At 74.1% G+C, this 12721-nt stretch carries 11 protein-coding genes; 2 read left to right on the top strand and 9 right to left on the bottom strand.

The genetic code is table 11. From position 1 onward, the window contains the following. The first annotated feature begins 167 nt into the window (after window positions 1–167). Window positions 168–1301, top strand: coding sequence for a PLP-dependent cysteine synthase family protein (locus OG286_RS07885; RefSeq protein WP_396324823.1), 1134 nt, complete (start codon window positions 168–170; stop codon window positions 1299–1301). A 22-nt stretch (window positions 1302–1323) separates the two neighbouring features. Here the strand turns inward: OG286_RS07885 and OG286_RS07880 are convergent, their stop codons facing one another. Continuing rightward, window positions 1324–1815 carry a DUF4267 domain-containing protein gene (locus OG286_RS07880; protein ID WP_405364926.1) on the bottom strand — a complete coding sequence of 164 codons (492 nt, stop codon included), beginning with the start codon at window positions 1813–1815 and terminating at the stop codon, window positions 1324–1326. Between the two features lie 121 nt (window positions 1816–1936). On the opposite strand from OG286_RS07880, the gene OG286_RS07875 reads away from it, so the two are divergent. Further along, entirely contained in the window at window positions 1937–2527 is a 591-nt protein-coding gene (locus tag OG286_RS07875; protein ID WP_405364924.1) for a TetR/AcrR family transcriptional regulator, read from the top strand. A gap of 84 nt (window positions 2528–2611) precedes the next feature. Here the strand turns inward: OG286_RS07875 and OG286_RS07870 are convergent, their stop codons facing one another. From OG286_RS07870 to OG286_RS07835, 8 genes are all read right to left on the bottom strand, one after another. Continuing rightward, window positions 2612–2947, bottom strand: a complete 336-nt coding sequence (locus tag OG286_RS07870) for a DUF6191 domain-containing protein (protein WP_396324826.1) — start codon at window positions 2945–2947, stop codon at window positions 2612–2614. 167 nt (window positions 2948–3114) lie between these two features. Then, window positions 3115–5541, bottom strand: coding sequence for a right-handed parallel beta-helix repeat-containing protein (locus OG286_RS07865; protein WP_396324827.1), 2427 nt, complete (start codon window positions 5539–5541; stop codon window positions 3115–3117). A 217-nt stretch (window positions 5542–5758) separates the two neighbouring features. Beyond that, window positions 5759–6637, bottom strand: a complete 879-nt coding sequence (locus OG286_RS07860) for an MOSC domain-containing protein (RefSeq protein ID WP_396324829.1) — start codon at window positions 6635–6637, stop codon at window positions 5759–5761. Between the two features lie 213 nt (window positions 6638–6850). Beyond that, a complete protein-coding gene (locus tag OG286_RS07855) occupies window positions 6851–7666 on the bottom strand; it encodes a DUF6643 family protein (RefSeq protein WP_396324830.1) in 816 nt (271 codons plus the stop codon). A gap of 460 nt (window positions 7667–8126) precedes the next feature. Continuing rightward, on the bottom strand, window positions 8127–8585 hold the full coding sequence (gene mscL, locus OG286_RS07850; protein WP_396324831.1) for a large conductance mechanosensitive channel protein MscL: 459 nt from the start codon (window positions 8583–8585) through the stop codon (window positions 8127–8129). Between the two features lie 129 nt (window positions 8586–8714). Then, window positions 8715–9908, bottom strand: a complete 1194-nt coding sequence (locus OG286_RS07845) for a DegT/DnrJ/EryC1/StrS family aminotransferase (protein ID WP_396324832.1) — start codon at window positions 9906–9908, stop codon at window positions 8715–8717. Further along, the gene (locus OG286_RS07840; protein WP_405364922.1) at window positions 9905–11605 is read right to left on the bottom strand and encodes a hypothetical protein; all 1701 of its coding nucleotides are present in this window, start codon (window positions 11603–11605) and stop codon (window positions 9905–9907) included. Before OG286_RS07840 ends, OG286_RS07845 begins: the two co-directional genes overlap by 4 nt. Then, window positions 11605–12663, bottom strand: coding sequence for a GNAT family N-acetyltransferase (locus OG286_RS07835; RefSeq protein ID WP_405362569.1), 1059 nt, complete (start codon window positions 12661–12663; stop codon window positions 11605–11607). Before OG286_RS07835 ends, OG286_RS07840 begins: the two co-directional genes overlap by 1 nt. Between the last annotated feature and the right edge of the window lie 58 nt (window positions 12664–12721).

Genomic DNA, 12721 nt, shown 5'->3' with positions numbered 1-12721 from the left:
GCTCGGCGGCTCTGCGGCTCGGCGGCTCCGCGGTTCGGCGGCGGTGGGCGGCGGGGCGAGGGCCGGCAGGGAGATAAGCGGAAGCTGGGGCTACGAAAACGGCTACTTATCGTGACTCTCGTACACTCGTAGTGAGCAATATGGGGGGTCGAGCGAGGAGAGCAACCATGGGAAGCCAGCTGAGCGCCGAGCGGACGAGCAGCGCGCGGACCGACGACGTCGACCGCTCCGACGCGGCCTACCGCAGCTGGCTCAAGGAGGCGGTGCGCAAGGTCCACGCCGACGCCAACCGCTCCGCCGACACCCACCTGCTGCGCTTCCCGCTCCCCGCCGACTGGGGCATCGACCTCTACCTCAAGGACGAGTCCACCCACCCCACCGGCTCGCTCAAGCACCGGCTGGCCCGTTCGCTCTTCCTGTACGGGCTCTGCAACGGCTGGATCCGCCCCGGCAAGCCGGTGATCGAGGCGTCCAGTGGCTCCACCGCCGTCTCCGAGGCGTACTTCGCGCAGCTCATCGGCGTGCCGTTCGTCGCGGTGATGGCCAAGTCCACCAGCCAGGCCAAGATCGACCTGATCCAGTTCCACGGCGGCGAGTGCCACCTGGTGGAGCGCTCGGACGAGGTGTACGAGGCGTCCGCCCGGCTCGCCGAAGAGACCGGCGGCCACTACATGGACCAGTTCACCTACGCGGAGCGGGCCACCGACTGGCGCGGAAACAACAACATCGCCGAGTCGGTCTTCGCCCAGCTGCGCCTGGAGCCGCACCCCGAACCAGCCTGGATCGTCGCCACCGCCGGGACGGGCGGCACCTCGGCGACCATCGCCCGGTACGTCCACTACATGCAGTACGACACCCGGATCTGTGTCGCCGACCCGGAGAACTCCTGTTTCTTCGACGGCTGGGTCCAGCACGACCCGGAGGCGCTCTGCGACAGCGGCTCCCGGATCGAGGGGATCGGCCGGCCCCGGATGGAGCCGAGCTTCGTGCCCGGGGCGATCGACCGGATGATGAAGGTCCCGGACGCCGCGTCGATCGCCGCCGTGCGGGTGCTGGAGGACGTGCTCGGCAAGAAGGCCGGCGCCTCCACCGGGACGGGCCTGTGGGGAGCGCTGAAGATCGTCGCGCAGATGCGGGCGGCGGGGGAGCGCGGCAGCGTGGTCACCCTGATCTGCGACCCGGGTGACCGCTACCTCGACAAGTACTACTCGGACGACTGGCTGGCCGGCGAGCGGATCGACATCGCGCCGTACCGGGCCGGCCTGGAGTCCTTCCTGGCCGGCGGCGCCTGGTCGGGCTGACGCCGGCCACGGCCCGCTCGGGTCAGGCGCCGGGCCGACGCTCGGTGAGGAACAGGGCGCCGGTCAGCGCGACGAGGACGGCCGTGGCGCCGTGGATGCCGTAGGCGGCCGCCGCCGGGCCGTGGTGGCTCAGCACGTTCAGTGCGTCGCACAGCGGGACGAGCGCGTCGACCAGCAGGAGCATGCCCAGGGCGCGGCGGTGGCCGGTGGCGAGCAGGGCCAGGAGGGCGATGCCCGAGGCGAGGTCGCGGATTCCCTTGACGTCGAAGAACGCGGCGGCCCCGCCGTGCGGCCACTCGGGCAGGCCGAAGCCGGTGACGGTGGTCTCGGGGGCGAACAGGTAGCTGACGCCGACGTATCCGATGCCGAGGGCGAGCAGGACGGCCAGGACGGTGGCGGTCCTCTCGCGGGCGGTGCGGGCGGTGCGGGTAGCGCGCACGGGGCGGGTGCCGGTGGCGGTGCCGGTGGAGGCCGCGGTGGTGGCGGCCGGGGCGACGGTGGTGGTGCCGGACATGGTGGATCCCCCTTGATGCGAACCGGAAGCCTGCGCCGCACTGCTTGCTAGCGCCGCTAGGAACTGAAACGAGGCTAGCTCTATCGACGCTCCCTTGTCTAGCGCTGCTAGGATTCGCCCCATGTCAATCCGGGAGCGCCGCGAGCGCGAACGCGCCGAGCGGCATCAGCTGATCATCCGAACCGCCCGCGAACTTGCCGAGGGCGAGGACTGGGAGGCGGTGACGACCCGTCGGCTCGCCGAGCGGATCGAGTACAGCCAGCCCGTGCTCTACAGCCACTTCGCCAACAAGGACGCGATCGTGGCGGCCGTCGCACTGGAGGGCTTCTCCGCGCTGGCCGCCGACCTGCGGGCCGCCGTACGGGAGGCCGACGGGCCGGCCGAGGCCTTCGGCGCCGTGGCCGACACCTACCTCACGTTCGCGGCTGCCAATCCGGCGCTCTACGACGCGATGTTCACCCTCGCGACGGACCTGCCGTTCGGGGAGCCGGGCTCGCCCGCCCCGCTGAAGGAGGCCTTCGCCGCGCTCGTCGGGCCGATCGCCGAGGTGGCCGGCGCCGAGGATCCGGAGCCCTTCGCCGAGATGGTCTGGGCGGCCCTCCACGGCGTCGTCACCCTCGCCCGGAGCGGCCGGCTGCGCCCGGACTTCGCGGAGCAGCGGCTGGCGCTGCTGGTGGAGCGGATGCTGGGTGGTGCAGCCCGTCGGGGGTGACGGGACGCCGCTGACAGAGGCACTGTGGGCGGAGAACAGATGGCAGATGTCTCCTCTGCCGCTTGTCAGGTGCCGCTCCGCTGGTCAGGCGCCCTGCCTGCCCGTGCGGCGGAGCACCGCCCTGCCGCCCGCGAGGTCGATGCCGGTCCGCTTCGGCGCGCCGTCGTGCTCGTCGTCCCGCAGGACAAGCTCGATCCGCCGCTGCTCCAGCTGCACACGCTTGCCCGGGTAGAGCAGCGCGTGCAGCTCCTCGGTGGCGGTCGCTCCCGCGCCGGCCCGACCCGCGCGCGATCCCGGATGCGCGCCCTCCGCCCCCGGCCGGGCGAGCAGCCGGCGGGCGACCGCGCCGAGGAAGAACACCACGACCAGGGCGGCCGGCAGCAGTAGCCCGCCCGCCGCGCCGGTGAGAAGCATGCTCATTCCGGTTCAACGCCCGGTGGGTGGAGGGGAGTTCCTCGCCGGTCGGTGCCACGCCGAGGTGGCCGGGGCCACGCCGAGCCGGACGGTGCCATGCCGAGCCGGTCGGGGCAGTCGGTCAGGGCGGCCGCTCGGGGCAGCCGGTCAGGGCGGCCGCTCGGGGCAGCCGGTCAGGGGAGCCGGGCGCCCGGGAGGTCGCCGGGGACGAGCAGCTGGAGCTCCTCGGTGGACGGGTCCTCCAGGTGGGCGACCCGCATCGCGTGCCGCTCGACCATCGTCTCGAAGACCTGCCGGGCCGTGCGCCCGTTGCCGAAGTTGGGGCCGCGCTCCAGGCCGGCGAAGTGGTCGAGCAGCGCGCCCTCGGTGGCCTCGGCCAGCGCGTACTCGTGCTCGGCGCACTGGGCGCGGGCGATCTCCAGCAGCTCGTCCGCGCTGTAGTCGGAGAAGGTGATGGTCCGTGAGAACCGGGACGAGACACCGGGGTTGGCGGAGAGGAAGCGTTCCATCTCGGCGGTGTAGCCGGCCACGATGACGACCACCTCGTCCCGGTGGTCCTCCATCAGCTTGACCAGGGTGTCGATCGCCTCGCGGCCGAAGTCGCGGGCGCCGTCCTCGGGGGCCAGCGCGTACGCCTCGTCGATGAAGAGCACCCCGCCGCGGGCCCGGTCGAAGGCGGCGGCGGTGCGGATCGCGGTGGAGCCGATGTGCTCGCCGACCAGGTCGACGCGGGCCACCTCGACCAGGTGGCCGCGCTGCAACACCCCAAGTGAGGCGAGGATTTCGCCGTAGAGCCGGGCCACGGTGGTCTTGCCGGTGCCGGGGGCGCCGGTGAAGACCAGATGGCGGCGGAGCGAGGGGGCCTTGAGCCCGGCCTGCCGGCGGCGCCGGCCGACCGAGATCAGGTCGATCAGCGTCCGCACCTCCTGCTTGACCGTGGCCAGGCCCACCAGCGCGTCGAGTTCGGCGAGCGCTTCATCGGCGGGCCGGCAGTCCGGAATCGGCCCGATCGCCGCCGATGCCGGTGCCGACGCCGGGGCGGGAGCCACCAGTGCGGTCAACGGAGGAGCCGGTGCCGCGAGTTGGGCGGTCCGTGGGGCGGGCAGCTCGGGCCCGGGCGCGGCCGGCGCGACGTCGTCCGAGGTGCAGGCCTCCACCACCGGCCCGGGCTCGGAGAACTCGAAACCGGCCCGCTCGTTCTGCTCCGCCCGGCAGCGGGTCAGGACGGTGCGGCAGCCGTCGATGATGTGGAAGCCGAAGCCCTTGCCGTGCGAGACCCGGCAGTCCTCGAAGGTGCCGCGGCCCTGTGCCGAGACGTACACACCGGCGTCCGAGCTGGCCCGGACGGTGCAGTCGCGCACCACCGGGTCGGCGCCCTTGGTGACGATGACGCCGGTGGCCACGTCGGAGATCTCGCAGTCGGTGAGCAGCCCGCCGCTGCCGTGGTCGCGGAACCAGAGCCCGGTGCCGGCCTCCTGGACCCGGCAGCGGGTGAGCGTCACCCCGGCGCCGCCGCTGACCGAGACCGCGGAGCTGCGGATCCGGCTGAACGAGCAGCCCTCGGCGGTGGCGGTGGAGTCGCGGTCCAGGACGAAGAGTGCGTCCGGCAGGTCGTGCAGCGAGCAGTCGGTGAGGGTGAGCCGGGCGCCGTCGCTGACCCAGAGCGCCGGGTACTCGCCGGACGATCCGTGGATCTCGCTGGACTCGGCGGTGGCCTCGGTGCCCTGGTCCCAGACCGAGAGCGCACCGCGCCCGAAGTCCCGCACGGTGCTGTTGACCAGGCTGAGCCGGGCCCGGCCACGCAGGTCGGCGCCGTTCTCCGGAAGGTCGTGCACCCGGCAGCCGGTCAGCACCAACTCGGCCTCGCTGTCCAGGGTCACGCCGTTGCCGGTGACCCGGTGGATCTCGCAGTCGACCAGCCGCCCGCCGGCCTGCGCCTCGGCCTGCACGCCGCTGCCCCGGATCTCGTAGATCTCGCAGCCGGTCAGCTCGGCGGCGCTGCCCGGGTCGGCCAGGAGCACGCCGGCGCCGCCCGCGTGGTGGATCCGGCAGCGTTCGAGTGCGGCGGTGGCGCCGTCGAGGACGGCCAGTCCGGCCTGCCCAGCGGCGGCGACCTCGCAGTCCTCGAAGGCGGCCGCGGTCCCCTCGCCGCGCAGCCGCAGGCCGAGACCGGCCGGGTTGGTGACCACGCAGCCGCGCAGGGTGGGCCGGGCGCCGCCGGTGACCTCGACGCCGGTGGCCGAGCGGGTCTCCACCCGGCAGCCGCTGAGCGAGGGAGTCGCCTCCGGGCCGGTGACCAGCACGGCCGGGACGGAGCTGTCGCTGCCCTCGATCACCAGGTCACGGACGATGGCGGCGGCGGTGACGGTCAGGGGCACGCCACCCGGCGGGTCGATCCGGACCGTGCCGGGGCCCTGCGCGGGGACGACGGTGACCGCCTTGTCCAGCACCAGGTTCTCCCGGAAGGTGCCGGGCCGGACGGTCACCGTGTCGCCCGGCTCGGCGGCCGCGAGGGCCTCCGCGAGCGTGTCGTACTCGCCGGCGCGGCGCCGCCAGCGGGATGCGCTGTCCTGGGTGACCCGGACCCTGTGCTCAGCCATGACGGTCTGTCGTCCCCACCTTCGTCGAGCCGGCGATCAACGGGCCGTGTGCGCGTGGGTGCGCGGGCCGCCCGCCCACCGTAGCGCGCCCGCGGGGGTGGTCCGGCCCCCGGCGCAGAGAGGCGCCGGGGGCCGTTTCGTCTTCACCACATGCTTCAACGAGCGCGCACAGTTCCGGTTCCGGACGGGACGGGAACGAAGGAGGCGGCCGGGAGGCTCAGACCGGCTCGTTCGCCGGCCAGTGGGCGCCGTCCTCCAGCACCTCGACCTCGTCACCGACCCGGAGCGTGCCGAGCACGTCGCCGTCGGTGCCGGCCGGGCGCTCGGGGATCAGGTTCTGCCCGAACGCCGCCTTCTTGAGCAGCTTGTGGTGCCGGGCCAGGGTGCGCAGCGGCTCGGGGCCGCGCCGCTCGCCGCTCTCCTGGTCGGTGGTGGTGACCACGCACCGGCCGCACGGCTTGACCACCTTGAAGGTCAGCCCGCCGATCCGGATCCGGCGCCAGCCGTCCTCGGCCCACGGCTCGGCACCGCCGACCACCACGTTCGGGCGGAACCGCTCCATCGGCAGGGTCTCGTGGCCCTCCGGGTGCTCCTCGCCGATCAACGCGTTGAGCTTCTCCAGCGAGGCGGTGGTGGCGAGCAGCAGCGGGAAGCCGTCGGCCATCGAGACGGTGTCGCCGGGCGCGGAGAACTGCGGGTCGACCGGGCGGGCCCGCGGGTCGTCCAGGTGCACCAGGCGGTAGTCGCCGAGGTGCTCGGCGATCCAGAGGCGGGCCTCCTTGACCGCCTCGGCGGCGCGGAACCGGGTGCCCCAGACCTCGACCTCGGCGAGCGGGGCGCCTGCCGCGACGGCCGGAGCCGGGACGTCGATCCGGGAGCCGCCGGGGGCGGTGAGGGTGAGCGTGCCGTTCTCGGTGAGCTCGGCGCGGACCTGGCCGAGGGCGGCGTTCTCGCGCTGGCTGACGAAGCGTCCGGTGGCGTCGGCCAGCATCCAGCGGCGGTCGCCGACCAGACCCCACGGTTCGACCCGGGCGCTCGCGGGGCTCAGGCGGTACATCGACTTGACAGGGTAGACGTGGAGTCCGGTGAGCAGCATCCCCCCATCCTGCCAGCACCCGCCGGACCGCCGGCACCCCCGGTGGCCGGGGCTGCGGCGGCACCCCCGTACGCGCACGGACCGCCCGGACGCCGTGGGGGGCGGTCCGGGCGGTCCGTGGATGACCCGTTTCTCCGTACGCCCGGCGCGCGGTGGCGCCGGGTGGTGCTCAGGTGGTGCGGGTTCGGGCCGGGTGGGGCCGGCCCGAGGGCGTCAGTAGCCCTGGCCCTGCGGCTGGTAGCCCTGCTGGAACTGGCCCGGCTCGCCGTACGCGCCCGGGCGCTGTGGCTGCATCGGGCGGACCGGCGCGACAGGGGAGACGGCCGGGCGCAGCTGGGCGCCGCCGAAGCCCTGGTCCCCGCCCTGGCCCTGGAAGCCGGGGCCGCCGGCCGGGCCGGCGCCGGCGAAGGACTGCTGGCCGCCGAAGCTCTGCGGGCCGCCGTTCGGCTGGCCGGCGGGCTGCGGCTGGCCGCCGAAGGACCCCGGGCCGCCCATCGGCTGCGCGCCGAAGGACTGCGGGCCGCCCTGGCCGGCGCCGACGAAGGTGTTCTGCCCGCCGAAGCTCTGGCCGCCGGACGGCTGGTAGCCGCCGCCGGTGGCCTGCGAGAAGCCGGGGGCGGGAGCCTGCGGACGCTGGCCGGACAGGTACGGCTGCGGGCCTCCGTAACCGGGGACGGGCGGCTGGGGCGCGGAGGCGTACGCCGGTGCGGGCTGGGCCGGGATGTACGCCGTGGCGGGGCCGGCGGAGGGACCGCTGCTCGGGCCGGGGCCCAGGGCGAGGCGGGCGGGCGGCAGCGCGGGGAGGTTGCTGCCGGGGGTGTCGTACCCACCGCCGTACCGGTTGTCGTAGGACGGGCCGAGGCCGGATCCGTAACCGGACGACAGTGCCGGCGGCAGGGCGGCCGGCACGTTGATGGGCGCGATCTGCGGGACACCGCGCTCTGCGACGAGGGAGTCGTAGATGGGCGTGCCGGAGGAGAAGGACGGAGAGGGGTAGCCGACTCCGTCGTAGGAGCGGGGCGAGGTCATGGGGCATACGGTAAGCCCACAATGCGCCTGCTGAGGAGAGTGGGAGGCCGAGCAGTTCGAGTGTTTACACAGTCTTCGCTCGCACAAAGGTTCCGAAAGTAGTAAGAACGGACATTCCGGCGGCGAGTTCAGGCCACGTTCGGGCCGGGGTGCGGCCTCGAACGGAGTTCGGACGGGGCCCGCGAAGGCCGGTGCGGTGACGGGGCAGTGGACGGTTCGGGTCCCGGCGGAGAAACCTTTGCGGGCGGGGCGTGCGCTGGCGCATTCGAGCCCCTGTCGGGCGGCCGACCGGGGCTCGTGAATGTTTCGGGAATAAATTTCCCGTGAGGGCTGGCCAGGGGCACGAAGCCCGAGGTCAGCGAGCCTGCGCGGCCGCGGGCCGGTGTGTCGTGGATGTGTGGGCCCTGGTGTGCGGGCCCTGGTGTGCGGGCCGTGGGCGTGTGGGCCGTGGGCCCGGGCGTCAGCGGGCCTGGGCCGGCTGCTGGTGGGACGCCTGGGCGGGGAAGCCCGGCCGGCCGGCCACCTCGGAGGTGCAGAACGAGCAGCGCACCGCCGCCGCCGGGATCGGGCTCAGGCACTCCGGGCAGTCCGCCTTGGCGACCGGTGCCGGCTTGGCGCCGTCCAGCCTCGCCTGGAGCTTGCCGACCGGCACCACCACGATGAAGTAGATCACCGCGGCCACCAGCACGAAGCTGATCAGCGCGTTCACGAACACGCCGTACGGGAAGGCGGTGCCGGCCACCGCGAAGGTCTTCTGGGTGAAGTCGCCGACGGCGCCGGTGGCGACGCCGATGAGCGGGGTGAGGAAGGCCGTGACGAACCCGGTGACGACGGCGGTGAAGGCCGCGCCGATGACGATGCCGACCGCGAGGTCGACGACGTTTCCGCGCAGCAGGAAGCTGCGGAATCCCTTGAGCACCGGGTGACTCCAAATCCGTACGGGGGAGCGTGAGATGGGACCGCGGGCCCCGGCCGGACATCCTGCCGACCGGGGGCGCCTGCGGTCCAACCGCGTTCACCCGATCCGCCTAACCGGGCGGGCGGCCGGTCAGGTGGTGCGCAGGCGCTCCGCGTACGGCTGGATCCGGGCCACCGCCGCGGCGATCCGGCGGACGACGGGTGCGTCCATGTGCGACCAGAGCGGCACGGTGAGCACCGCGGAGGCCAGCCGGTCGGTCACCGGCAGGGCCTCGGCCTGGCCGAGGTGGGCGTAGGCGCGCTGGCGCTGCACCGGCGGGTGGAAGTAGCGGCGCGAGTCGATGCCCTCGGCCCTCAGGGCGTCGGCGAGTCGGGACGCGGTGAGCCCGAAGGCGGCGGCGTCCAGGATCAGCGTGAGGTCCTTGAAGGTGGAGACGTCGCCCTCCTCCGGCAGGGCCAGCCGCAGCCCCGGAAGGCCGGAAGTCTCCGCGGCGAACTCGGCCACAAGAGTGCCTCGATGGGCCACCCGTTCGGGCAGCCCGGCCAGCCAGTTGAGGCCGACGGCGGCGTGCAGTTCGCTCATCCGGGCATTCAGGCCGGGGAAGAGCGTGTCGTAGTCGCCGGGGTTGCCGTAGTCGCGGGCGGTGCGCAGCCGGCCGGCGAGGCCGGCGTCGCGGGTGGCGACCAGGCCGCCCTCGCCGGCCACCGCGACCTTGGTCGGGCTCATCGAGAACACCTCGGCGTAGCCGAAGTTGCCGACCGGCACACCCTTGCGGCGACTGCCGAAGCCGTGCGCCGAGTCGTAGACCAGCGGCACGCCGGCCGCGTCGGCGGCCTCCTGGAGCCGTTCGACCTGGCAGGGCGTGCCGTAGACGTGGGTGGCCATCAGCGCGGCCGGGCGGTCGGCGGCGGCGAGCCGGGCGGCCGCGTCCTCGGGGTCGAGAGTGATGTCCTGCTCGCGGGCCTCGGCGAACACCGGGGTGCCGCCGGCCCAGTGGGCGGCGTGCGCGGTGGCGGAGAAGGTGAAGCCGGGCATCACCACCGGGCGCCCGCCCCCGACACCGGCGGCCTGGAGCACCAGCATCAGGCCGGCGGTGCAGTTGGAGACGGCCACCACGTGCGGCACGTCCAGCAGCTCGGCGGCGGTCTCCTCCAGTTCGGCGACGGTGCGGCCGTTGGTCAGCTGCCCGCTGTCGAGGACGGTGCCGAGCCGCTCCAGCAGCGCGGCACGGTCGGGGACCCGCACGCGGGTGAGCGGGAGTCCGTCCGGGAACGCGGGCGTGCCGCCGAGGGCGGCGGGCAGGGCAAGGGTGTCGGTGGTCATGGCGCGGTGGATCCCCCCTGGAACGGTGACTGGGACTCGGAGTTGCGCGGGAACGGGCGCCTGCCCGCCGACGGTGGCCCGGACGGTGACCGGGGCGAGGGCTGTGACGAGGGCAGGGTCGAGGACTGTGAGGGGGGCCGGGGCGAGGGCTGCGGTGGTGGGCAGGGAGGCGGCGAGCCGGACGACGCAGCCGCCTCCGGGCGGCCCGGACCGCCGACGCGGCCGACGGGGTGGACCTCGGGCGGCCGCAGCCGCTCGCCCCACTGCCCCGGCGCGACCCGCCAGACCGGTGGCGAGCGGCGCTTGGCCGGCCCGCGGGCGGGGGTGGCCGCCGGGACGACCAGCAGCACCAGCACCAGCGGCAGCACCTGGACGCGCTCGCGCGACAGGATGCCCATGTTGTTGATGGTCGAGAAGGCCCAGCAGAACAGCAGTGTGTAGACGGCGGTGAAGGCGAGGTACGAGCGCTGCACGAACAGCCGGGGCAGGCGGCTCAGCCGCGGCCAGCTGCGGATGAACATCACCAGCAGCGCGAAGCACTCCACCGACTGGATCAGGTTCTGGATGTTGGACGCCTCGAACGGGAACGGCCGGAAGAGCACGCTGACCACGGCGACCGGCAGCCCCGCCGGATTGAGGCTGAACCTGGGCGCGGCGTCCTCGGGCGCGGTCGCGCTGATCATGGAGTTGCCCTGGCTGGTGCGCCGCGACGTCTCCGAGAGCACCTGGTTGACGGCGTCGCCGCCGGTGCCGTCGGTGCCGAAGAAGGTGGAGACCTGCTGGAGCATCAGCACCGCCATCGCGCCCAGCACCACCGCGGTCAGGATGGTCCGAAGCGGCCCGAGCGCGCTCGCCTGCTGCGGGCGCTTGCGCAGCACGTACGCGACCATCAGCCCGGCCCCGGCGAGCGCGGTGACGTGCGGGCGGACCATCGCGGTGCCGAGCGAGCCGAGCGCGATGCAGGCGAAGGCGCCGAAGCTGCGGTCCAGCAGCCGGGCGGTGCCGTAGGTGGTCAGGCCCAGGCAGAACATCATCCAGGCGTCCTTGCCGATGCTGGACGGCCAGAACAGCAGCGAAGGCAGGAAGAAGACCAGCTTGGCGTACTTGCGGGTGTCCGCCTCGGGGAACGCGATCTGCAGCGCCCGCCAGAACAGCAGCAGGCCCCAGAACCCCAGCCAGGAGAAGACGAGGAACCCGCCGATCAGCGACGGCCCGGTGATCGCGTAGACGACGCCGGTGACGATGATGACGAAGCCGGTCCCGGCGACCTTCATCCCGAGGTCGTAGTGGACGCCGGCGAACAGGTCGGCCTGGTCGAGGTAGGCGGCGAGCTCGGTGCCCTTCTGGTGGTACATCTTGGCGTCGGCCGCGCCGCCGTACAGCACGAACGCCATCAGGTAGCGGGGGAAGGCGCAGAGCAGCTTGGCCGTCATGGCCAGCAGCAGCAGGCGGAACACGTCCCGCTCGGGGTTGGTGGCGGCGATCCGGGCGAGGATCGGGGTACCGATCGCCATCAGCGCCGGGAGGATCAGCAGGGCGCCCCAGGTGTCGTACGAGGTGTGCACCATGGCGAGCACGAAGAGTGTGACGTAGCCGGTCACCAGCGCGGCCGCGACGGTGGAGGGCCAGGGCACGCGGGTCAGTGCGGCCCGCGCGGGGTGCAGCGCGGCCCGGGCCGCCGGGGCCGGCCAGGGCATCAGAAGACCTCCAGGTCGCCGAGGGTGAACCGCCAGTCGGCGACGGTCAGTTCGGTGCGGCCGGCCGGAGTGCGGGCGGCCAGCCGCATGCCGGTGCGCGGTGCGCGCAGGTAGCCGGTGCGCAGTGCGGCGGCGGCCGCCTCCGTGCCGGGGGAGAGGTGGGTGGCGACGTGGTCGCAGCCGGACTCGTGGGCGGCGGCGCGCAGCAGCCGGGCGGCGCTGTCCCGGTCGCCGGGGCGGACCAGGACGTCGGCGAGGGTGAACTCGGCCAGCGGGCCGCGCCGGCGGGACCGGCCGAGGGCGAGGCCGGTCAGTTCGCCGCCGCGGTGGGCGGTGAGGACGCGGTAGTCCAGGCCCGGGGCCCGCCCGTAGCGCCAGTGCAGGAACTCCGGGGTGCGGCGCACGGCCAGGCGGGGGTCGGCCGCGTCGGCCGCGGCCCGCTCGCGCAGCAGCTCGGCGAGCGGGCCGTCGGCCGGCTGGGCATCGAACCAGTCTCCCGCGGTGGGGAGTTGGCAGGCGACCGGCGCCGCCGGCCCGGCCGGACGGCGGTCCAGTGCGGCGCGCACGCCGCGGGCGAACGCCGCCGGGCGCACGGCCCGCAGCGCCACCGGGACTGCCCCGAGCTCCTGCCAGCCCATCGTCCGGTAGCCGGGCAGGCTCTTGCCGTTCGGAGTGTTGAACACCAACTCCGTCTCGCCGGAGACCTGTTCGAGCAGGTCCAGGGTGAGCCGGCGGAAGATGCCGCGGCCCTGGAAGTCCGGGTGGGTGGCGGTGTCCACCGGCCGGACGGCAGCGATCGTACGGCCGGTGGCGCCCTCGTGCCACTGCCAGCGCAGGAAGAGCCGGACGCCGGCGAGGCGCCCGTCCGGGGTCTCGGCGAGCAGGCCGGGGCTGGCGCCGAAGGGGTTCTGCCGGTGCTTCCAGGTGAAGAACTCGGCGGTGCGGGTGCCGGTCGGGCCGCCGGCCAGTGAGGCGGTCAGCAGGTCGAGTACCGCCGGGAGGTCGGCGTCCGTGAGCGGGCGGAAAGTCGGCTCGGCGGGGGAGGGGAGGGCGCTCACGTCCGGACTCGCACTCAATTCGGTGGTAGGGCCTCCGGAGGAGGCGGTGGTCGGGGGT

This window comes from Kitasatospora sp. NBC_00039, assembly GCF_045160625.1.
GTDB lineage: Bacteria > Actinomycetota > Actinomycetes > Streptomycetales > Streptomycetaceae > Kitasatospora.
Note: the sequence above shows the minus strand (reverse complement) of the source record. Positions and strands in the feature narration are given on the sequence as shown.

What these genes read in the sequence shown, in the direction of transcription:
- OG286_RS07870 (WP_396324826.1), bottom strand. Translation starts at nt 2,947, where the DNA reads ATGAGCATGCTTCTCACCGGCGCGGCGGGCGGGCTACTGCTGCCGGCC.
- OG286_RS07845 (WP_396324832.1), bottom strand. Translation starts at nt 9,908, where the DNA reads ATGACCACCGACACCCTTGCCCTGCCCGCCGCCCTCGGCGGCACGCCC.
- OG286_RS07855 (WP_396324830.1), bottom strand. Translation starts at nt 7,666, where the DNA reads ATGACCTCGCCCCGCTCCTACGACGGAGTCGGCTACCCCTCTCCGTCC.
- OG286_RS07875 (WP_405364924.1), top strand. Translation starts at nt 1,937, where the DNA reads ATGTCAATCCGGGAGCGCCGCGAGCGCGAACGCGCCGAGCGGCATCAG.
- OG286_RS07885 (WP_396324823.1), top strand. Translation starts at nt 168, where the DNA reads ATGGGAAGCCAGCTGAGCGCCGAGCGGACGAGCAGCGCGCGGACCGAC.
- OG286_RS07860 (WP_396324829.1), bottom strand. Translation starts at nt 6,637, where the DNA reads ATGCTGCTCACCGGACTCCACGTCTACCCTGTCAAGTCGATGTACCGC.
- OG286_RS07840 (WP_405364922.1), bottom strand. Translation starts at nt 11,605, where the DNA reads ATGCCCTGGCCGGCCCCGGCGGCCCGGGCCGCGCTGCACCCCGCGCGG.
- OG286_RS07865 (WP_396324827.1), bottom strand. Translation starts at nt 5,541, where the DNA reads ATGGCTGAGCACAGGGTCCGGGTCACCCAGGACAGCGCATCCCGCTGG.
- OG286_RS07880 (WP_405364926.1), bottom strand. Translation starts at nt 1,815, where the DNA reads ATGTCCGGCACCACCACCGTCGCCCCGGCCGCCACCACCGCGGCCTCC.